The sequence below is a fragment of the Gordonia sp. PvP123 genome (genome assembly GCF_040547295.1).
Classification (GTDB): domain Bacteria; phylum Actinomycetota; class Actinomycetes; order Mycobacteriales; family Mycobacteriaceae; genus Gordonia; species Gordonia terrae.
This window is the reverse complement of record NZ_JBEPPN010000003.1, coordinates 452,586-472,291: the sequence shown is the minus strand read 5'-3', so window position 1 is coordinate 472,291 and position 19,706 is coordinate 452,586. Positions and strand designations below refer to the sequence as shown.

The 19,706-nt window shown below is 67.1% G+C and carries 19 protein-coding genes; 11 read left to right on the top strand and 8 right to left on the bottom strand.

The genetic code is table 11. The features are described 5' to 3' along the window. The first annotated feature begins 16 nt into the window (after positions 1–16). The 4 genes from ABIC25_RS07585 to ABIC25_RS07570 are packed head-to-tail and all read left to right on the top strand — an operon-like array spanning position 17 to position 3,828. Positions 17–925 carry an SDR family NAD(P)-dependent oxidoreductase gene (locus tag ABIC25_RS07585; RefSeq protein WP_354560740.1) on the top strand — a complete coding sequence of 303 codons (909 nt, stop codon included), beginning with the start codon at positions 17–19 and terminating at the stop codon, positions 923–925. A gap of 34 nt (positions 926–959) precedes the next feature. Beyond that, the gene (locus ABIC25_RS07580) at positions 960–2,210 is read left to right on the top strand and encodes a cytochrome P450 (protein ID WP_354560738.1); all 1,251 of its coding nucleotides are present in this window, start codon (positions 960–962) and stop codon (positions 2,208–2,210) included. Between the two features lie 9 nt (positions 2,211–2,219). Continuing rightward, on the top strand, positions 2,220–2,540 hold the full coding sequence (locus tag ABIC25_RS07575) for a 2Fe-2S iron-sulfur cluster-binding protein (RefSeq protein ID WP_354560737.1): 321 nt from the start codon (positions 2,220–2,222) through the stop codon (positions 2,538–2,540). 1 nt (position 2,541) lies between these two features. Continuing rightward, a complete protein-coding gene (locus ABIC25_RS07570) occupies positions 2,542–3,828 on the top strand; it encodes an NAD(P)/FAD-dependent oxidoreductase (protein WP_354560735.1) in 1,287 nt (428 codons plus the stop codon). A gap of 46 nt (positions 3,829–3,874) precedes the next feature. On the opposite strand, the gene ABIC25_RS07565 is transcribed toward ABIC25_RS07570, so the two are convergent. The 6 genes from ABIC25_RS07565 to ABIC25_RS07540 all read right to left on the bottom strand — a co-directional run bounded on the left by ABIC25_RS07565 (position 3,875) and on the right by ABIC25_RS07540 (position 9,965). Next, positions 3,875–4,846 carry an alpha/beta hydrolase gene (locus ABIC25_RS07565; RefSeq protein WP_354560733.1) on the bottom strand — a complete coding sequence of 324 codons (972 nt, stop codon included), beginning with the start codon at positions 4,844–4,846 and terminating at the stop codon, positions 3,875–3,877. Between the two features lie 68 nt (positions 4,847–4,914). Then, positions 4,915–5,625, bottom strand: coding sequence for a GntR family transcriptional regulator (locus ABIC25_RS07560; protein WP_354560732.1), 711 nt, complete (start codon positions 5,623–5,625; stop codon positions 4,915–4,917). Continuing rightward, complete coding sequence (locus tag ABIC25_RS07555) at positions 5,622–6,851, bottom strand: CaiB/BaiF CoA transferase family protein (RefSeq protein WP_435529049.1); 1,230 nt, start codon at positions 6,849–6,851, stop codon at positions 5,622–5,624. Before ABIC25_RS07555 ends, ABIC25_RS07560 begins: the two co-directional genes overlap by 4 nt. A 50-nt stretch (positions 6,852–6,901) precedes the next feature. Next, positions 6,902–8,002 carry an acyl-CoA dehydrogenase family protein gene (locus ABIC25_RS07550; protein ID WP_354560728.1) on the bottom strand — a complete coding sequence of 367 codons (1,101 nt, stop codon included), beginning with the start codon at positions 8,000–8,002 and terminating at the stop codon, positions 6,902–6,904. Next, positions 7,999–9,156: an acyl-CoA dehydrogenase family protein gene (locus ABIC25_RS07545; RefSeq protein WP_354560727.1), complete on the bottom strand. Its 1,158-nt coding sequence runs from the start codon at positions 9,154–9,156 to the stop codon at positions 7,999–8,001. The genes ABIC25_RS07550 and ABIC25_RS07545 overlap by 4 nt, the downstream gene beginning before the upstream one ends. After that, complete coding sequence (locus tag ABIC25_RS07540) at positions 9,153–9,965, bottom strand: enoyl-CoA hydratase-related protein (RefSeq protein ID WP_354560725.1); 813 nt, start codon at positions 9,963–9,965, stop codon at positions 9,153–9,155. The genes ABIC25_RS07545 and ABIC25_RS07540 overlap by 4 nt, the downstream gene beginning before the upstream one ends. 186 nt (positions 9,966–10,151) lie before the next feature. On the opposite strand from ABIC25_RS07540, the gene ABIC25_RS07535 reads away from it, so the two are divergent. The 4 genes from ABIC25_RS07535 to ABIC25_RS07520 all read left to right on the top strand — a co-directional run bounded on the left by ABIC25_RS07535 (position 10,152) and on the right by ABIC25_RS07520 (position 13,944). Then, the gene (locus ABIC25_RS07535; RefSeq protein WP_354560723.1) at positions 10,152–10,967 is read left to right on the top strand and encodes an SDR family NAD(P)-dependent oxidoreductase; all 816 of its coding nucleotides are present in this window, start codon (positions 10,152–10,154) and stop codon (positions 10,965–10,967) included. A 97-nt stretch (positions 10,968–11,064) separates the two neighbouring features. Then, complete coding sequence (locus ABIC25_RS07530) at positions 11,065–11,823, top strand: SDR family NAD(P)-dependent oxidoreductase (protein ID WP_354560721.1); 759 nt, start codon at positions 11,065–11,067, stop codon at positions 11,821–11,823. Further along, positions 11,820–12,221, top strand: coding sequence for a VOC family protein (locus ABIC25_RS07525; RefSeq protein ID WP_354560720.1), 402 nt, complete (start codon positions 11,820–11,822; stop codon positions 12,219–12,221). The genes ABIC25_RS07530 and ABIC25_RS07525 overlap by 4 nt, the downstream gene beginning before the upstream one ends. 151 nt (positions 12,222–12,372) lie before the next feature. Continuing rightward, positions 12,373–13,944, top strand: coding sequence for an FAD-dependent oxidoreductase (locus tag ABIC25_RS07520; RefSeq protein ID WP_354560718.1), 1,572 nt, complete (start codon positions 12,373–12,375; stop codon positions 13,942–13,944). Positions 13,945–14,068: 124 nt separating this feature from the next. On the opposite strand, the gene ABIC25_RS07515 is transcribed toward ABIC25_RS07520, so the two are convergent. Beyond that, positions 14,069–14,860 (bottom strand): SDR family NAD(P)-dependent oxidoreductase, encoded by a 792-nt coding sequence (locus tag ABIC25_RS07515; protein ID WP_354560716.1) that lies wholly within the window; start codon positions 14,858–14,860, stop codon positions 14,069–14,071. Positions 14,861–14,987: 127 nt separating this feature from the next. Next, the gene (locus tag ABIC25_RS07510) at positions 14,988–15,788 is read right to left on the bottom strand and encodes an IclR family transcriptional regulator (protein WP_354560714.1); all 801 of its coding nucleotides are present in this window, start codon (positions 15,786–15,788) and stop codon (positions 14,988–14,990) included. A 247-nt stretch (positions 15,789–16,035) separates the two neighbouring features. Here ABIC25_RS07510 and ABIC25_RS07505 point away from each other — a divergent pair, with 247 nt between their 5' ends. From ABIC25_RS07505 to ABIC25_RS07495, 3 genes are all read left to right on the top strand, one after another. Beyond that, positions 16,036–17,133 (top strand): 2Fe-2S iron-sulfur cluster-binding protein, encoded by a 1,098-nt coding sequence (locus ABIC25_RS07505; RefSeq protein ID WP_354560713.1) that lies wholly within the window; start codon positions 16,036–16,038, stop codon positions 17,131–17,133. A gap of 133 nt (positions 17,134–17,266) precedes the next feature. Then, on the top strand, positions 17,267–18,457 hold the full coding sequence (locus ABIC25_RS07500) for a 3-ketosteroid-9-alpha-monooxygenase, oxygenase component (RefSeq protein ID WP_354560711.1): 1,191 nt from the start codon (positions 17,267–17,269) through the stop codon (positions 18,455–18,457). 38 nt (positions 18,458–18,495) lie between these two features. Next, complete coding sequence (locus tag ABIC25_RS07495; protein WP_354560709.1) at positions 18,496–19,680, top strand: acyl-CoA dehydrogenase family protein; 1,185 nt, start codon at positions 18,496–18,498, stop codon at positions 19,678–19,680. Positions 19,681–19,706 lie beyond the last annotated feature (26 nt).

Genomic DNA, 19,706 nt, shown 5'->3' with positions numbered 1-19,706 from the left:
ATTTCAAGGACGACAAATGACAGCACAACTCGACTTCACCGATTGCGTCGTGATCGTGACCGGCGCGGGCCGCGGCATCGGCCGCGCACATGCGCTCCTTCTGGCCTCGCGTGGCGCCTCGGTCGTGGTCGGCGACCTCGGCTCGACCACCGACGGCTCCGGGGTGGAATCGGGTGACCCGGCCGCCGACGTCGTCGCGGAGATCGCCGCAGCCGGCGGCAAGGCGGTCGCGGTGAACTCCGACATCACGACCGATGAGGGTGCAACCGCGCTCGTCGACGCCGCGATCTCGAACTTCGGGGGGCTCGACGCCGTGATCAACAACGCGGGAATCGTGCGGGCGGCACCATTCCGTGACGTGCCCGACGAGGAGTACCAGCGCCACCTCGACGTGCACTACCTCGGACCGATGCGGCTGTTGCGCGCCGCGTGGCCGCATCTGCTCGAGTCGCCGGCCCCGCGCGTGGTCAACACGATCTCGCAGGCGATGCTGGGCAACCCCGGCATGTCGCACTACGGCGGGTCGAAGGGTGCGTTGTTCGGCCTCACCCGCAATCTCGCGCTCGAGGGCCTCGAAGCGGGCGTCAAGGTGAATGCCATTGCCCCCGGCGCAGGTACCCGGATGGCCGAAGCCGCCGCCGACACGCTCTCGCCGGAAATCATGGAGTACATGCGAACTCAGCTGCTCCCGGAGCATGTCGCCCCGGTGGCCGCGTTCCTTGTGCACCCGTCGTGCGAGGTGACCGGTGAGGTGTTCAACGTCGCCGGCGGCATCGTGAACCGGCTCGCGCTCGTGAACACCGTGGGCATCCACGATCCCTCGCTCACCGTCGAGACCGTCGCCGAGCAGTGGGAACAGATCATGGCCGTCACCCCCGACGCGATCCCGCAGGTCGTCGCGCCCGCCCAGATGCCGGTCTCCTGACCGTCCGAACAGCCCCGATTTCTGGAGTATCGACATGAGCACAACCGAAGCCACTCCGACGACGAGCACCGAGTATCCGTTCGCCGCCGTACCGCCGAACGAGGCCGCCGCGCGCTATCGGGCGATCGCCGCCGATCGTCCGATGACGAAGATGACGATGCCCTACGGCGGGGACGTCTGGGTCATCCACCGCAACGCAGCTGCCCGCGAGATGCTCGGTGACGGACGGTTCGTCCGCAAGCCGTTCCGTACCGGCGAGCGGGTGGTCCCGTACTTCGTCGAGTTCCCCGACTTCCTGAAGTCGACCCTTCAGTTCGAGGACCCGCCCCACCACACGAAGCTGCGGAAGCTGGTGCAGCGCTCCATCTCCCCGAAGCGGGTCAAGGCCATGCGGGATTCGGCGGTCGAGTACGCCAACCAGCTGATCGATGCGATGATCGACAAGAGGGGCGAGAGCCTCGACCCCGTCAATCTCGTCGCCGAATACGCTGTCGCGCTACCGATCCAGATGATCTCGAACCTGCTCGGGGTACCCCCGGAGGACCGGGCGAAGTTCCAGAAGTGGAGCTCGGCGAGCTTGTCCACCTCGAACATGTCCGAAGACGAGGTCATGTCGAACATGGCCGAGCTCTTCGGCTACATCGTCGAGCTGATCGAGAAACGGCGACAGGACCCGCGCGAGGATCTGATCAGCGACCTCGCCAACGCCCGCGACAAGGACGACAGCCTCACCGACGGTGAAATCCTGCCCATCGCCATGCTGTTGGTGATCGCCGGCTTCGACAACACCGCGAACTTCATCTGCTTGGGCGTACTCACGTTGTTGCGGAACCCCGAGCAGCTGAAGGTCTTCTTGGGCGACCCGGACGGTCTGGCACCCACGACCGTCGAAGAGGTGCTTCGTTTCGGTCGCTTCGCCATCGACGACAAGATCGCCGGGGGAAGCGGTTTGGTTCCGTTCGTCGCCACCGAGGATGTGGAGATCGACGGGCACCTCATCGCCGAAGGCGAGGCCGTCCTGGTCGACCCGGCATCCACCAATCACGACGGGATCGTGATCGAGAGTGATGCGGAGCCCTTCGACGTCACCCGTCCCAACAATCCGCATCTGACCCTGAGTTACGGACTGCACCACTGCCTCGGCGCGCCGCTGGCACGTATGGAGATGCAGGTGGGTCTCGCCGAACTGTTCAAGCGCTTCCCGGAGTTGAGACTTGCCGGCGAGGTCGTCGTCGACGACACCAACCTCACCCAGCCGGTCACCAACCTCCCCGTCACCTGGTAGGAGGACCTCGTGCCCAAGGTGTTCTACACACAACCGGACGGCGCCGAGAAGATCATCGACGCATCGGTTGGTGACTCGGTGATGGCGACAGCAGTCCGTCACGGCGTGAGCGGGATCGTCGGCCAGTGCGGCGGGACGCTGTCGTGCGCGACCTGTCACGTCTATCTCGACCCGACCGAGATGGACAACTTCGCCGCACCGAGTGAGGACGAGGACGACATGCTCGAGTGCACGGCCTCCGACCGGGAGGACAACTCGAGGCTTTCCTGTCAGCTCACCCTGTCCGAGGGCGTCGATGTCCATGTCACCATTCCGGACGAGCAGGTCTGACGTGCGCGTCGGACCCGACCGCCGCACCGGTTCGCAGGCGCCGACCCCGCGCAGCGTGGCGGTGGTCGGTGCCTCGCACGCCGCGGTCCACTTCGCCGATCGGTTGCGCGCTGTCGGGTATACCGGTGACCTCACGCTGATCTCGCACGAGACCCACCTTCCGTACCAGCGTCCGCCGCTGTCCAAGACCATGCTCAAGGGGGAGGCCTCTGCGGATTCGGTGCTGCTGCGCGACCCCTCCTACTACGGCGACAACGGCATCGAGCTCCGCATCGGGACCCATGTCGCCGGGGTCACGCGCACCGATGGGCGGTACGCGCTCGAGATGATTCGCGAGAACTATACGGAGACACTCTCGGTTGACCGACTGGTCCTGGCGACGGGGGCACGCGCGCGAACCCTCGACCTGCCGGGGGCGGACCATCCCGACGTCCTGGTACTCCGCGAGATGGACGACGCGCACCGTCTCCTGTCGCGGGTGGCTCAGGGCCCGGTCGCGGTGATCGGCGGAGGTTTCATCGGGCTCGAGGTCGCCGCCACCGCACGGGGTCTCGGTGCCGACGTCACGGTGATCGAGGCAGGCGATCGCCTCCTCGCGCGGGCGGTCGGGCCGTCGACGGCCGAGACCCTGCTGTCCGCCCATCGGGCGATGGCGACCGACGTCGAACTGGGCGCCGTGCCGGTCGAGATCGTCGCCGATGGTGGAGGCCTCGTCGGGGTTCGCCTCGACGACGGGCGGGTGATCCCGGCCGCAACGGTCCTGGTCGGCGTAGGGGCGAGTGCGCGTACCGAGCTCGCCGAAGAGCTGGGTCTCGACACCGACGGGGGTGTCGTCGTCGACGGCAACTGCCTCGCGTCGGATGGAGAGACACTCGCCATCGGCGACTGCACCGTTCACGTCGCCGAGAGCGGTCGGCGATTCCGACTGGAATCGGTGGACAACGCCACAGAGCAGGCGACCATCGCGGCGAATGTGATCGCCGGCACGGAGGTCCCGCCGCGCGGAACGCCGTGGTTCTGGTCGGATCAGGGCGATCAGAAGCTGCAGATCGTAGGGCTCATCGGCGGGCACTCGTCGGTGCTCATCCGGGTCGATCCCGAACGTCCCCGTCGCCGCGTCGCGCTGTACTTCGCCGACGACGCGCTCGTCGCGGCCGAGTGTCTGAACGCGCCCGCCGACTTCGTCGCACTCCGGTCGGCCCTGGCCCGCGGGTTCCGTCCGTCCGCAGCGATGCTCAGCGACATGTCGATACCCCTCAAGAAGCTGCTGGCGCCGGTTCGGGCCTGACCTTCCTCGCTGCCGACCCTGCGCGGCGCCGATTCGCCTCCTGACGTCAGTGCGTCTGAGAGGCGAATCGCGCAGCGACCAGTGCGCCGACCTCGGCCATTGCCAGGCGCGCCCGCGCCACCGACGCGGTCTGCATCGCAAACCCATGTCCGACACCGGGATACCGCAGTTGCGCGACCTGGACTCCCGCATCGCGCAGCCGGTCACCGTACAGCTCGACGCTGTCGCGGATCGGGTCGCCGTGTCCGACGGCGATGATCGCCGCCGGGAGACCGGCCAGGCTCTCGGCGATCGCCGGCGTACCGTACTCGTCGTCCTGCGACGGGTCCTCGCCCAGGTACATGTTCTTCATCCAGTCGATGTCCTCGGCGGTCAGGAACACGCTGTCGCCGAAGTCGCGCATCGACGCGGTGTCGTCGCGGCGTGCGACACCGGGATAGAACATGACCTGCTGCGCGATTCGCGGGCCACCGGTGTTCCGACTGCGCAACGCGGTGGACGCGGCGAGCCCGCCACCGGCGCTGTCGCCGCCGACCCCGATGCGCGACGTGTCCAGGCCGAGGTCTCCTGCTCGGTGGTGGGTCCACTCGAGTGCGGCGTAAGCGTCGTCATTGCCTGCGGGATAACGATGTTCGGGAGCGAGGCGATAGTCCACGTTGATCAACACCGCACCGGTGGCATGGGCCACATCGCGCGCGAGTCGGTCGAACGAGTCGAGCGAACCCATGATCATGCCGCCGCCGTGATACCAGACGAGTGCGGGCGCTCCGACGGCCGGCGCGATGTGGGGGCGGTAGATCCGCAACGGGATCGGCCCGTGTGGCCCGTCGGCGGACGCATCTTCCACCGAAGCCATGTCCGGGCCCGGTGGCCGCACTATCGATTCGAGCATCTCCCGGGTCTTCTCGACGCCGCGCTGCCATGAGGCGGGCGCACCTGCCGCGATCATCCGGTCGACGATCACGGCGACGTCCGGATCCCAGGGCGGGCCGGCGTCGTGCGGTGTACTTGCGGTCATCTCTGGTGTCACCTCGGTCATGTCGTGGAGCACGGTGTCCGGCTATTCCGCGGGCTCTGATGGGGCCGTCACGATTCCGGTAGCTCGCCCGTCGATGTCGGTGATACGGCGCCCAGCATCACACCCGTGCTCGTCTCGCCGCCCTGACGGTGGACGTTCATCAACTCGATCAGACGGTGGTTGTCGCCGGCGACGAGTGCATCGACCATGTCGTCGTGCTCCGCGCACACCTTGCGGCGTACGTCGGCGTCGTACAGATATGCGGCGTGATAGGGCATGGCCAGGTTCCAGAGTCGCCGCAACTCCGCGACGACCAGGGACAGAGGCGACCGCTCGAAGACCGCGAAGTGGAACGTCTGGTTGCGCAGCCGCATCTCGAGGATGTCGGCGGCCTCGGCCGCTTCCGCGACGAGATCGCGGAGTTCGCTGATCTGGTCGAGCGCGGCTTCGTCGAGTCTCGGCAGCACGGCGAGGACCTCCCGCTCGAGAGCGGCTCGCATGAGGTAGATCTGGTCGAACTCCGACTGGTTGAGCCGCGCGACGGTGTAACCGACGTTGTGCTCGTGTTGAACAAGCCCCTCAGAGGTGAGCTGGCGGAGACCCTCACGGATGGGTAGCCGACTGACACCGAGGCGTTCGGCCATCAGCTCCTGCCGGATCGGCTGTCCGGGAAGCAGTTCACCGGTGACGATCATCCGCTCGAGTTCGGCGACGACGCGAGTGGCCGCACGTGACACCGCGGGCTTGCCCGAATCGCCGCCCATCGCAACACCGGTCATGCGTCGCCGAACACCCCCGCAGTGCGCAGCATCGACAACCGCTCGGCGTCGTATCCCATGGCTTCGAGGACCTCACCGGTGTGCGCGCCCCTGGCCGCTGCCGGACGTGGTGACCGGTGACCTGCGTCGCTCAGCGAGATCGGCACTCCGACACCGCGATAGTCGTCGGTCTCGAGGAACAGGCCACGGTGCCGAACCTGTGCCGAGGTGAGGGCTTCGTCGATGGTGTTCACCGAACTGGCGGGCACCCCGGCGGCTTCGAGGCGGACGGCGAGGTCGGCGCGATCGTGCTCGGCGATGCGTTCTCCCAGTGTGGCCGCGAGGATCTCACGGTGGGCGTAGCGGTCCTTGTTGGAGGCGAAGCGGGGATCGTCGGCGAGGTGTCCGATGTCGAGTGTTTCGACCAGAGAACGGAACTGGCGGTCGTTGGCGGCGCTGACGAAGAAGTCGCCGTCGCGGGCGGGAAAGACCTGGTAGGGCACGACGGTGGGGTGGAAGTCCCCGGTGCGCTGCGGGATTTCGCCGCCGGCAATCCAGTTCGCCGCATGGGGATGGAGAAGCGAGATGACCGAGTCGAGCAGGGTCATGTCGACAAGTTGTCCGCGTCCGCTGCGTTCGCGCGCGAAGAGAGCCAGCAGGATGCCGCTCACCGCCATGTTCGCCGCGACGATGTCGACGATGGGAACCCCGACGCGCAGCGGGCTGCCGTCGGGGTAGCCGTTGATGCTCATCAAACCGCCGAACGACTGGAGTACCGCATCGTAGCCTGGAAGCCCGCCCATCGGTCCGTCCACACCGAAGCCGGTGATGCGGCAATACACCAGCCCGGGATGCCGCTCGGCGAGGACCGTCTCGTAATCGAAGCCCCAGCGGGCCATGGTGCCCGCCTTGAAGTTCTCGATCACCACGTCGGCTCCCGCGAGAAGGTCGGCGAGGACCGCGCGTGCCTCATCGGTCCGCAGATCCAGGCAGATGTTCTCTTTGCTGTGGTTCAGGCTGTTGTAGTACGCGCTGCTGGTGTCGTCGTCGACGAACGGCGGCCCCCAGCCACGGGTCTCGTCGCCGCTCGGGGCCTCGACCTTGATCACCTCGGCACCGTGGTCGGCGAGCGTCTGTGCGCAGTAGGGTCCGGCGAGCACCCGGCTCAGATCGAGGACGCGGACGCCGGTCAGTACGCCGTTGCCCGCGGCGGTGTCGGCGGCCCGCCAAGCGGCCCGCGGGTTCACCGCGGGCGTCGGCTCGGGCGCGGTGTCGTCGCCGACCGAAATCGTCGTGCTCACTGCGAAGTCCGTTCTGTCGATGGCGGTTCGATGCCCGAAGTCGTTGCGGTGCCCTTGATCAGGTCCCACGGGTCGGAATCCTCGTCGAGGATCTGTGCGGCGATCACGTCCGCCCACTCTCGCTCGGTGCCGTAGCGGTCGCGCCACGCCCACAACGCGGTGGTCGAGCGTCCGAGCGCGTGCTCGGAGGTGAAGCCGATGGCACCGTGGATCTGATGACCCGCCGCAGCGACCTCGTGGCTGTAGAGCGATGTTACGACTTTCGCGGCCGCAGTGGCAGTTCGCGCGGGTCGCGGATCACTCGACGCCACCGCGGCGGCCCGGCGGCACGCGATCTCCATCATGGTCGTCGATGCGGCCATCGAAGCGAGTCGTTGCTGGATCGCCTGGAACTTGGTCAGCGGCCTGCCGAATTGGGTCCGCTCGGAGGCGTAGTGCACGGTCCGGTCGCGGACCGTTCCGGCAGCCGCCGCCATCGCGGCGGCATACACGAGCGCACCGCGCTGTCTCAGGTCGGCGGCGGTGACCGGGCAGTCCGCAGTGGTCGCCGGGACGGAGTCCAGGGTGACGGTGCCGATCGAGGCGCCCAGGAGGTCGCTCCCTGCGGTCACCGACACGCCGTCCTGGGCCAGCGAGATGGTCGCCACGCTCGCGCCTGAGTTCTCGGTCTCGGGGACAAAGATGACGAGCGATGACGCCGCGGACACGTGCACGACGTCGCGAACGATGCCGGTCACGCGCAGTGGCTCGACGGATTCGTCGACGGCGAATCCGGCGTCGGCCACCCCGATTGTCGCGGTGCCCTGACCGAGTTCATGTCCGGTCGTTCCGGACAACCATGCGGCGAGCATCGCATGTTCGATGAACGGGACGAGTGCGCCGCTCCCGATCACCGTGGACAGCACCGCGATCGCGTCGGAGGTGTCGCATCCGTGGCCGCCGGCCTCGGCCGGGACGTCCACCGCGGTGAAGCCCGCCTCGACCAGGGCGGCCCAGAGTGCGTCCGTCACCCCCCGAGCGGGGGTCTCGGTGTCGATGTCGATGCGGTCCAGCATCGAGCGGGTCGTCGCGGTCAATTCATCGGCCAGGTCGCTCATCGGATCCCCAATCCACGCGCGACGATCCCGCGCAAGATCTCGTTCGTTCCGCCCCGCAGGGTGAAAGCCGGTGTGTGCAGGACACTCTGCGCGAGCAGGCGTTCGAGCGGGGTGCCTCCGTCGCGGCGTGCGATGGTCCCGGAGGAGCTGCGGATCGCATTCACCAGATCACCCTCGAAGGTGGAGCCCAGGTCCTTGACCATCGCGGCGAGGACATCCGGCTTGCCCCCCGCGGACAGCTCGTCGGCCACCTGCAGCGACATTCCGCGCAGTGCCCACGCCACGGCGGTGAGCGTTCCGAGTGTGGTGCGTTGCTCTGGTGTCGCGCCGTGTGCTCGCAGTTGGCCGGCCCAGGCGCGGAGCAGGGGCATCGTGCTCAGGTACCGCTCCGGTCCGGAACGCTCGAAGGCGAGTTCGCCCATGACCTGGGCCCAGCCGCGACCGCGTTCGCCGAGCAGCGCCGACTTGTCGACGACCGCGTCGTGGAAGATGACCTCGTTGAAATGCGCCTGCCCGTCGATGCTCCGGATGGGCCGGATCTCGATCTCCGGGTGGGGGAGGTCCACAACGAGCTGGGACAGCCCCTGTTGTCGGTCCTCGGGGACGCCGTCGGTGCGTGCCAGCAGCACCATCGCATGCGCGAGGTGGGCGCCGGTGGTCCAGACCTTGGTGCCGCTGATTGTCCAGGTGTCACCATTGTCGACGGCGCGTGTGCGAACGGCAGCCAGGTCGGAACCGGCGTCCGGCTCACTCATGCCGATGGCGAAAAAGGTCGTGCCGGAAGCGATCCCGGGCAGGTATCGCCGCTTATGCTCCTCGGTTCCGTTCGCGAGGATGCCCGGTGCCATCTGGCGGTCGGCGATCCAGTGGGCGGCCACGGGAGCGCCGTGTGCGAGCAGCTCCTCGGTGACCACGAAACGTTCGACCGGCGTGCGGCCGTGGCCGCCGTACTCGGTCGGCACGGTCATCCCGACCCACCCACGCTCGCCCAGACGGCTACTGAAGCCGGGGTCGAATCCGGTCATCCAGCTGTCGACATCGGGAACGAAACCGCCACTATCGATCTCGTCGCGGAGGAATGCGCGAATCTCGGACCGGAGTGAGTCGAGGTCGTCGGTGGTCACCGACCGCCGCGGCGAGGAGGTGGCCGTCACCGGTTCGGTCCCCGCGAGGACCAGGCTTGCTGCCCCTTTCGCGACATCGACCACATCTGCACGCCGCGCTCGATCTCCAGGGCCGAAGACCAGCTGACCGCCGGCGGACCCAGTTCGAGCCGGGCGCTGGTCATGATCCGACGTGTCAGCTCGGGATCACGTGCGGCCGGGCCGGTCAGCCCGTCGACGAGCGCGGGCAATTCCTCGGCGGGGACCGCAGCGTGTGCAAGGCCCTTCGCGACCGCCTCGGCGCCGGTGAGGCTCTGTCCGCAGGCGGCCATGGCAATTGTCGTCGACCACCCCACTGCCCGCCCGAGCAGAGACAGATGACCGCCACCGGGATGGATGCTGCGCGCGAGGAATCCACTGTCGAGAATCGCGTCCGGTGTCGTGACGAGAATGTCGGTGGCCATGGCCAGATTCAGTCCGGCACCGACTGCGCCGCCCACCACCACGGAAATGGTCGGCACGGGCAGCGACCCGACCCGCACGAACGCGCCATAGACGGCCGAGGTACGTGAGACCGCCTCTGGCGACGCCGGATCGGACGACGAGGTCGCCAGATCGCGAGTGTCGGCGCCGCTGCAGAAGTACTGGCCCGCAGCATCGACGACCACGGCTCCGATCGTCGGATCGTCGATCACCCGGTCGCAGAACTCATCGATCCCCGTCGCCATGGTGAGACTGATCGCGTTCTTGCGGCGCGGGTTGTTGAGCGTCAGGCGGGCGACGCCATCTGCGAAAGCTGTTACGACAGAGGGATGTTCAGGGTTGCCGACGGCCTCGGAGGCGACTGGATCGGAAGTCATGGCGCCGACTCTACAAGATTGGATACAAAAAGACATCCAATCTCCCGCAACCATCCGCTGGTCGCCCGCTGAATGGGATGAGGCCGGGCAGATGTTGCCTGCGTCACTACTGTCCGGTTTCGGGTACGACGCGAGTACGCACTCCGCCCACCCGCGTTCAGGCCGGACGACGAAACAAGGATTGAGATGAGAAGACTCGACGGAAAAGTTGCCATCGTCACCGGCGCGGGACGAGTGGGCAACATCGGTCTCGCGGTGTGCGAAGCGTTTCTACGCGAGGGGTGCACGGGCGTCGTGGGAACCGACTTCCGCACCGACGACGCCGAACAGATCAACGAGCGGATGAGCGCAGAGTTCGGCGAGGGACGATTCCTGCTCCTGCAACACGATGTCACCTCTGCAGACGGCTGGGCGACGGTCGTCGATGCGACGGTCCAGGCGTTCGGGGTCGTCGACGTTCTCGTCAACAATGCGGGGATCTCGGTCCACGGCGGGGTCGCCGGCAGCAGCCTCGAGGACATCCGCAGGGTGATGGCGGTCAACCACGACGCGCTGCTGCTCGGTATGCAGGCGTGCCTCGAGCAGTTGCTCGCCGCACACGAGCGCTTCGCCGGTGGCGGCGTGATCATCAACAACCTGTCGATGTCCTCGTACATGTCCAATCCGAACAATCTCGCCTATTCGGTGTCGAAAGCCGCCGGACGAATGCTCACACTGTGTGCCGCAGATGAATTGGGGCCGCAGCGGGTCCGCGTCAACTCGGTGCACCCGGGCCTCACCATGACGCCGTTGATCGAAGAGGCGCTCGTCGAGTATGTGGACAGCGGTCTGTGGTCCGATCGGGACGCAGCCGAGGCTGCTATCGCGAGTGCCGCACCACTGAACACGAGCAGCCGGCCCGAGGACACTGCACACGCATTCGTTTATCTCGCCTCCGAGGAAGCTCGCTTCGTCACCGGAGCCTCGCTCTACCACGACGGCGGAATCGGCCGCCGTTACTGATCGGTGGTCACTCTCGCGAGCCTTTCGGTGGGCGAGGGTGGGCCACGTCGAATCTCCTATCGGCCGCAGGACAGTGGCCGGCAAGAAGGGAAATCACATGTTTGATCTCACCGGACGGGTCGCGTTCGTCAGCGGCGCGGGACAGAGCGTTGGCGAAGGGATCGCGAAAGTGCTCGCCAGGCAGGGAGCGTCGGTGATCGTCAACGATCTTCACGCCGACCGCGCGGAGAAGGTCGCCGCCGTGATCGTCGAGGAAGGCAACCGCGCCGTAGCCGCACCCTTCGACGTCGTCGACTACGGCGCCACCGTCGACAGCATCCGTGCCGCCGAAGCCGAGCTCGGCGGGCAGGTGAACATCGTGGTGAACAATGCCGGCGTTGCGGAAGGCCGAATGATCAAGCCTTTCCGTGACCTGGCGCCCGAGGAATGGCGAGCCCCCATCGACCTCAACATCTTCGGCGCGATGAACTGCATCAAGGCCGCGATCGATGGAATGTGCGACGCCGGGTGGGGGCGGATCGTCCAGATCTCGTCCGGCTCGGCGCGCACCGGTCAGAACATCAACCAGACGATGTACGCGACCGGGAAGAGCGGTATCGAGGGGTTCATTCGGCATCTGGCCGCCGAAACCGGCCAGTACGGCATCACCGCCAACATCGTGGCGCTGGGTCATCAGAAGAACCTCGAGGAGAAGATGCCGCCGGAGATGATCGAAACAATCCTGAAGACCATTCCGATCGGCCGGCTGGGTGACCCGATCGAGGTCGGGGCGTTCTGTGCGTACCTCGCCTCCGACGAGGCAGGCGGCATCACCGGCCAGACCCTCGACTTCAACGGTGGGTCGCAGACGCGATGAGCGGCGGCGCGGTCACTCTCTCGCTCACCGCGATCCGGGTCGGCGATCTGACGAGGTCGGTCGAGTTCTACACGAAAGGTTGCGGTTTCGAGATGGAGCGCGAGTTCACCACGCCCTCGTTCACCGCGGCGATCGTCCGCGCCGGCTCGGCGGGCCTCGAACTCATCCTGCCCGCCGACGCCACGGCGTCCGCACCCGCCGATCACAGTGACGCGCTGCGCAAGTTCGTCCTCAACACCGACGACCCGGCGGCGATCATGCGCCAGGCCTGCGGGCTCGGCGGCAGGGTGATCACCGAGGCCACCGAGTATCCCGAGTACGGGATGACGATCGGGGTGATCGCCGACCCGGACGGATACGAACTGGAGTTCGTCGGGCGGGTGCAAACCGCGGCGTGACAAGGACCACTGAGCGGGAACGGAACGGTATGGGTCACCACGCGGCCATTAGCGTGGCCGCTGCCGGTGGTGACCAGGAGCGCGGCCGGCATGAGATCGACATCCGCGCACGCCGGGACGGCCGGCGCGGCGCCAGAACACGGAGTGCGCAATGACTTGGAACAGCAGTTTCGACGTGGTCGTCATCGGTTCGGGCGGGGCCGCACTGGCCGGCGCGCTCGCGGCGACCTCGCGCGGGCTGACGGTGTGTGTGGTGGAGAAGTCGGACCGGTTCGGCGGGACCTCGGCCTACTCGGGCGGCAGTGTGTGGTTGCCCGGCAACCACGTCCTCGCGCGCGACGGCGTCGAGGACTCGGTGGAGAATGGGCTCACTTACTTCCGAGGCACTGTCGGCGAGAGGACCGATCCCGACGTGCAGCGCACGTTCATCGAAACCGGTCCGGTGGTTGCCGAGTTCCTCGAGAACGAGATCGGGATCCCGCTCGAACACCGGCCGTTCCCCGACTACTACGCAGCGCCGGGCCGAAAGGACTACGGGCGGAGCATCTTCGCCAAACCGATCGCCGCCGACGAGGTGGGGGCTCGAGTCCACGACATCCGCCCGATGGTCCCGACCGATCAGTTCGGCATCGAGATGGACCGTACTGTGCTCGACGGTGGGCAGGCCTGGATCGCGCGGATGTTGCTGGCCCTCGACGGATCCGGACGCGCAGAGCTTCACACGGAGACCGCCGCCGAGTCCCTGGTCTCCGACGAGTCAGGACGGGTCACCGGCGTCGTGGTTCGTAGTGCGAACGGCGAACACCGGATTCAGGCGCGTGGCGGAGTCCTGCTCGCGGCCGGCGGCTTCGAACGCAACGCCGAGCTGCGGCGCGATCTTCAGCACATGCCCTCGTCTGAGTGGACCTCCTCGCACCCGGACACGGGATCGGGCGACGCCCTCGCGATGCTCCGGAGTGTCGACGCGGCACTGGATCTGCTCGACCAGTCATGGTGGTGCCCGGCAACCCTCTTCCCGAACGGCCACGCGGTGTTCACGCTCGGCTTGCGCGCGGGGATCATCGTCGACGAGACGGGCAGCCGTTTCGCGAACGAACTGCTCCCGTACGACCAGATGGGCCGCGCGATGCGCGAACGGATGCTGGCCGGAAAGGGTGATGGGTTCTGGTACATCTTCGACGACCGATCCGGCGACGACCTCCCGGCGATCTGTGCGCCGTCCCCGGACCGAGCGGAGATGACCGAGGCCGGCTTGTGGCACACCGCATCATCGATCGACGACCTGGCGTCCGCGATCGGGATCGACGCCGCGGCGCTCACCGCGACCGTGGAGCGCTTCAACCAGCTGGCCGCGCAGGGCAGCGACGACGACTTCCAGCGTGGCGAGGACCCATACGGCCGGTTCTTCCTCGGTGCGCAGACGGCCGACCAGTGCCTGGTCGCCCTCGACGGATCGCGCTTCCACGCGGTCCGGATGGTGCTCGGTGATCTCGGCACGAAGGGCGGGGCGGTGATCACCGGCGACGGTGCGGTGCTCCGGTCCGACGGTAACGGCGTGGTGCCAGGCCTGTATGCGGCCGGAAACTCCACGGCTTCGATCTCGGGGGAGGTCTATCCAGGCCCTGGGACACCGCTCGGTTCCGGGATGGTCATGGCTTACCGTGCCGTCGCGGACATGGCCTCACAACTCGCCGACGCGGGACAGGCAGCCGAACCCGCCTGACGGCGAGACGACCTGCGGTCCGCCTCCGGAACGCATGTTCCACAAAGACTCCGGGCCGTGGCGCGGCAGAATGCGCGCCACGGCCCGGCTTCATGTCCCGCTCAGGTCGATCGACGAACCCGTGTCAGAGGTGACTGCCGCCGTCGATGCGGATCTCGGTGCCGCTGATGAACGCACCGTCGTCGGAGGCCAGCATGGCCACGACGCCGGCGACCTTATCCGGTCCGGCCATGCCGGGGATGGCCGGCGGTTCAGAATTTTCGATCCGGACCACCGGTTGCATCTTCATGAACAGCGATGCGTCGGAGTCCTCCGGCAACCCCGGGGCCGAGGTCATGCCGGACGAGATGCTGCCGGGCGCGACCGAGACGGCGCGGATGCCTTGCTTGGCGAACTCGAGCGCGATGGTGTGCGTCATCGATTGGATGCCGCCCTTGCTGGCCGCATAGGCAGCCATGTAGGGGTGCGCGAAGCTGGCCGAGGTGGAACTGAAATTGACGATCACGCCGCGGCCGCATTCGATCAACGCCGGCAGCGACTCCCGGATCATCAGAAAGGTGCCGGTCAGGTTGATGCGGATGATCTGATCCCACTCGTGCAGCGTGACCTGCTCGGTGTGTCCACTGCGGAGGATCCCGGCGGCGTTCACCAGTACGTCGAGCCCGCCGAGGTGTTCGGTGGCGAAGGCGACGCCGTCCCGTACCGAACCCTCGTCGCCGATGTCGATGGCACGCGAGACGAACTGGTCGGGTTCGGCGACGTCGGCTGCGGCCTGCGCGGTTGCGGCGAGCCCGCCGCTTGAGACGTCGGCCCCGACCACGGTGGCACCCTCGGACAGCAGTCGCAGCGCGGTGGCCCTGCCGATCCCCGAACCCGCGCCCGTGATCAGGACCCGTCGGCCGTCGAATCGATTCATCCGTTCCTCCTTCTCGTCGCCCTGTCCGGTACACGAGGGCTCTGGGCCTCGATCGTGCCCCGGGGGGAGGGTCGCGTCGCCCACGTCTCCCACTCGGTGGGCGGTGACGACAGTGGAGAGCCGCGTATCAGTGATCGGCCAGATCGGCTGCGACACACCGGTCCCAGATCTCGCGCGCTGCGATCCGGACCGGGCCGAGGAGTTTGCGATGATCGATCGCTCCCACCGGACCGCAGATGGAGAGGCCGGCCATGTTGCCGTAGATGTGATCGGGGGGCCCGATCGACACACCGACGCAGGCGATCCCCGGGAAAGCCTCTCCCCGATCGAACGCGCCACCACGATCGCGGATCTGCGCGAGCTCGCTGTCGAATCGCGACGCCGTTGTGATGCTGAGCGCGGTGCGCCGGACGAGTTCACCGTCCTCGTCTGTGTGCAGACCTCGAGGTGAGATGCGTCGCGGCGAGATCTCCGCGTAGGCGAGTACCACTTTCCCGAGCGCAGTCAGGTGTGCTGGGATTCGTTGGCCCACGGCGGTCGGGGTTGGGCCCGACAGTCGCCCGTTGACTTTCGCGAGGTAGACCGTGTCGGCGCCGTCGACGACGCCGAGTTGCATGGTGTACCCCGTCCGGCGCGCGAAGGCGGCCATCACGGGGCGGGCGCCCTGGAGGAGCCGGTTCTGATTCAGCGCCGCTTGACCGAGCTCGTAGGCTTTGACGCCGAGTTCGTAGGTCTGATCCGGCGAACGTGCCAACCATCCGGCGCCGGCGAGTTGTTCGAGCAGACGGTGCACGGACGATCGCGGCAGCTTGGTCCGGGCGGTGACCTGCGCAAGGGTCAAGGGCCCGGTCCCGTTGAAGGCTTCGAGCACCGTCGACACCCTGTCCACCACGGAAATGGGGGCGCCGCCCGTGTGTGTCGTTCTCACCTGACCTCCTTGTGTGACACCGATCACGATACCCTCGCGCAGTCGGCCGCCATCAGGCGCCGCAATACCGCGACACCAACCGTCCCAGTCGACGCGACCTCCTGTCGCCTCGTGCTCCCGGCCAGCGGAACAGGCCCCCGCCGGAGCTGGTCCACCTGCTTATCCTTCGCGGAATGTCCGTGCGGTCGCGGCACGGTTACGCCCGACAGTGCGGCCGCGATCCCGCTCGAGAACGATGAGGAGGCTCATGTCCAGCGATGCGATCGCCGACGCCGAGGTGGTGACGCTGCCGGCAGCCGGAGCGCCCGCCGAAGGAGGTCGTGGTCGACGTGTCCGCGTGGTCGAGGTCATCGACGAGACCGCCGACGCCCGGTCGATCGTGGTGCGTCCCCGGCCCGAGGACGCCGCCGAATTCGACTATGCCCCCGGTCAATTCCTGACGGTTCGGGTACCCGACGCCGGCACCGGCAGTGCGCGGTGTTACTCGCTGGCGAGTTCACCGCACGCTGACACCCACGTGAAGTTCACGGTGAAGCGCATTCTCGGCGGGCACGGCTCGAATTGGATCTGTGACACCGTCGAAGTGGGGGACGAGCTCGAGGTCCTTCCGCCCGCAGGCACCTTCGGTCCGCGCTCGCTGACGGAACCGGTGGTGCTGGTCGCCGGCGGCAGCGGTATCACGCCGGTCATCGCCATTGCCAAGTCGCTGCTCGTCAGCGGATCCGGTCACGTCTTCCTCGTCTACGCGAATCGCGACGAGGAGTCGGTGATCTTCGCTGCTGAACTCCGCTCGCTGACCGAGCGGTTCGCCACGCGACTGACCGTGGTCCACATACTGGAGTCGGTCCAGGGATACCCGACCCGGGAGGGGCTGTCGGCGTTGTTGCGGCCGATGACCGATCGCAACGTCTACGTCTGTGGACCCACCCCGCTGATGGATCTCACCGTGGACGTGTGCGCGGAGGTCGGCTTCCCACACGACCACGTCCACACCGAACGATTCCTGTCGTTGCACGGCAATCCGTTCGACAACCTCGAGTCGCCGGAGACCACCGGCTCCGACGCCGGCGAGGTTGTGTGCACGGTCGAGGTGGAACTCGACGGCGAACGGCGCACCGTTGAATGGACGGCACGGCAGAAACTGCTCGACGCGCTGCTCGCGGCCGGCCTGGACGCGCCCTACTCCTGTCGCGAGGGCGCCTGCAGCGCCTGTGTCTGCGTCCTGAAAACGGGCGAGGTGACCATGGCGCACAACGAGATCCTGGCCGAGGAGGATGTGGCGGAGGGGTACATCCTCGCCTGTCAGGCCGAGCCGGTCAGCGACGCCATCGAGATCGAGTACTGAAACCGGCCGCCCGGGTTCTGAATCGGCTTCCCATTCGATGGGAGACGCACGTCACAAGTGGGCCTTCCGTTGCCAAGCTGAGCACACCGCGATGCAGCGACGGAATGTCGCGAGAATCCGATCAGGAGGCCCAGTGAGTTCCACCACCGAAATCAACGACGAGGTAAGGGTCATCGATGCCGGAGCGCCGCCGGAGCGGTTCGCGCGCGGCTGGCACTGCCTCGGGTTGGTGCGTGACTTCGCCGACGGCCAGCCTCACCAGGTCTCCGCCTTCGGTACCGAACTCGTCGTGTTCGCAGGCGAAGACGGCACGATCAACGTCCTCGACGCGTTCTGCCGGCATATGGGTGGAAACCTGGCGCAGGGCACCATCAAGGGCAACACCATCGCCTGCCCGTTCCACGACTGGCGGTGGCGCGGCGACGGCAAGTGTGCGGCCATCCCGTACGCCAAGCGAGTCCCGCCGATCGCCCGGACCCGGTCGTGGCACACCTCGGAGGTCAGCGGACAGCTGTTCGTCTGGCACGATCCACAGAACAGCAAGCCGCCGGCCGAGCTCGCGATCCCCGAGATCCCGACCTACGGCGATCCGGGGTGGACGGACTGGGTCTGGAACTCGATCGAAGTCACCGGGTCGCACTGTCGGGAGATCGTCGACAACGTCGTGGACATGGCCCATTTCTTCTATGTCCACTACGGGATGCCGACGTACTTCCGAAATGTCTTCGAGGGACACACGGCGACGCAGTCGATGCGGACACGGCCCCGACCGGATGCGGCGGGGGTCAGTCAGAGCACGAACTACAGCACCGAAAGCCAGTCGGACGCGACCTATTACGGTCCGTCGTACATGATCGACAAGCTGTGGAGCGGTGGCCGGGACCACGAGGATGGGCCGAACATCTACCTCATCAACTGTCACTACCCGATCTCGGCGACCTCGTTCCGGCTCCAGTACGGCGTCATCGTAGAGAAGCCCGCCGGGCTCGCCGACGAGCAGGCGGAGCAGATCGCCCAGGCGGTGGCCAAGGGTGTCGCCATCGGCTTCGAGCAGGACGTACACATCTGGAAGAACAAGTCGCGCATCGACAATCCGCTCCTCTGCGAGGAGGACGGTCCGGTCTACCAGCTCCGCCGCTGGTACGAGCAGTTCTATGTCGACGTCGACGACGTGGCCCCGGAGATGGTGAACCGCTTCGAGTACGAGATCGACACCGAGCGCGCGCTGCAGTCGTGGCAGGCAGAGGTCGACGACAACCTCGCGGCCGGGCGCAGCGCGTTCGCACCGAACCTGACGTCCGCCTCGGCCGAGTCGACATCCTGACCGCCTGCGGTCGACAAGATACCCACCAGGAGAACACCATGAGCTACGAAGTCCTCGACAAGATCGTCGACGGAGCTGACGAACTGCGTTCCGGCGCCGAGGAATCGGAGAAACTCGGCCGCCTGTCCGACGATGTCGCCAAGGGCCTCAAGCGGTCCGGGATCATCCGGCTCCTGCAGCGCAAGAAGTACGACGGGTACGAAGCCCACCCGAGAGAATTCGCCGAGACCGTGATGAAGACGGGGAGCATCTACGGTTCGGCCGGCTGGGTCGGCGGCATCGTCGGAGTCCACCCCTGGCAGTTGGCCTTCGCCGACCCGAAGGTCCAGGACGAGGTCCTCGGCGGCGATTCCGACACCTGGCAGGCGTCTCCGTACATGCCCGGTGGCGTCGCGATCCCGGTCGAGGGTGGGTACCGCATGACCGGCCGGTGGCAGTTCTCGTCGGGAACCGACCACTGTGACTGGATCTTTCTGGGCGCCATGGTGGGTGGTGACGACGGCAAACCCCTGATGCCCCCGACCGGGCTGCACGTCATCCTGCCGCGGTCGGACTACGAGATCATCGACGACTCGTGGGACGTCGTCGGCCTGCGCGGGACCGGCAGCAAGGACATCGTGGTGACCGATGCCTTCATCCCGGACTACCGGGTGATGAAGTCGCAGGAGGTCATCGACGGCACCGCGGCCAAGGAGTACGGCGTCACCGAGACCCTGTACAAGATGCCTTGGTCGACGATGTTCCCACTCGGTATCACCTCGGCGACCATTGGCATCTGCGAGGGTGTGCTCGCCGCCGGAATCGACTACCAACGCGAGCGAGTGAACGCAAGCGGCACCAAGATCAAAGACGACCCCTACGTTCTGCACGCCCTGGGGGAAGCCGCCGCGGAGATCGACGCGGCCCGGCAACAACTGCTGAGCAACGTCGATCGGGTCTGGGACCTGGTCGATTCCGGGCGGGAGGTCGACTTCGAGACCCGGGCAGCGGTGCGACGCAACCAGATCCGGTCGGCCTGGCGTGCCGTCCGGGCGGCCGACGAGGTGTTCGACCGGTCCGGGGGGAACGCACTTCGGATGGACAACCCGCTCCAGCGGTTCTGGCGCGATGCTCACGCAGGTCTGCACCACGCGATCCACGTCACCAGCACCCCGTACCACGCAGCGGCACTGGCCTCGCTCGGCGCCGAGGTCCCGGCGGGTCCGCTGCGGGTGATGATCTGAGCCGGCGAATCCGAGGGAGTACAACG

What these genes read in the sequence shown, in the direction of transcription:
- ABIC25_RS07550 (WP_354560728.1), bottom strand. Translation starts at nt 8,002, where the DNA reads ATGAGCGACCTGGCCGATGAATTGACCGCGACGACCCGCTCGATGCTG.
- ABIC25_RS07585 (WP_354560740.1), top strand. Translation starts at nt 17, where the DNA reads ATGACAGCACAACTCGACTTCACCGATTGCGTCGTGATCGTGACCGGC.
- ABIC25_RS07535 (WP_354560723.1), top strand. Translation starts at nt 10,152, where the DNA reads ATGAGAAGACTCGACGGAAAAGTTGCCATCGTCACCGGCGCGGGACGA.
- ABIC25_RS07580 (WP_354560738.1), top strand. Translation starts at nt 960, where the DNA reads ATGAGCACAACCGAAGCCACTCCGACGACGAGCACCGAGTATCCGTTC.
- ABIC25_RS07520 (WP_354560718.1), top strand. Translation starts at nt 12,373, where the DNA reads ATGACTTGGAACAGCAGTTTCGACGTGGTCGTCATCGGTTCGGGCGGG.
- ABIC25_RS07525 (WP_354560720.1), top strand. Translation starts at nt 11,820, where the DNA reads ATGAGCGGCGGCGCGGTCACTCTCTCGCTCACCGCGATCCGGGTCGGC.
- ABIC25_RS07540 (WP_354560725.1), bottom strand. Translation starts at nt 9,965, where the DNA reads ATGACTTCCGATCCAGTCGCCTCCGAGGCCGTCGGCAACCCTGAACAT.
- ABIC25_RS07505 (WP_354560713.1), top strand. Translation starts at nt 16,036, where the DNA reads ATGTCCAGCGATGCGATCGCCGACGCCGAGGTGGTGACGCTGCCGGCA.
- ABIC25_RS07530 (WP_354560721.1), top strand. Translation starts at nt 11,065, where the DNA reads ATGTTTGATCTCACCGGACGGGTCGCGTTCGTCAGCGGCGCGGGACAG.
- ABIC25_RS07515 (WP_354560716.1), bottom strand. Translation starts at nt 14,860, where the DNA reads ATGAATCGATTCGACGGCCGACGGGTCCTGATCACGGGCGCGGGTTCG.
- ABIC25_RS07565 (WP_354560733.1), bottom strand. Translation starts at nt 4,846, where the DNA reads ATGACCGCAAGTACACCGCACGACGCCGGCCCGCCCTGGGATCCGGAC.
- ABIC25_RS07495 (WP_354560709.1), top strand. Translation starts at nt 18,496, where the DNA reads ATGAGCTACGAAGTCCTCGACAAGATCGTCGACGGAGCTGACGAACTG.
- ABIC25_RS07560 (WP_354560732.1), bottom strand. Translation starts at nt 5,625, where the DNA reads ATGACCGGTGTTGCGATGGGCGGCGATTCGGGCAAGCCCGCGGTGTCA.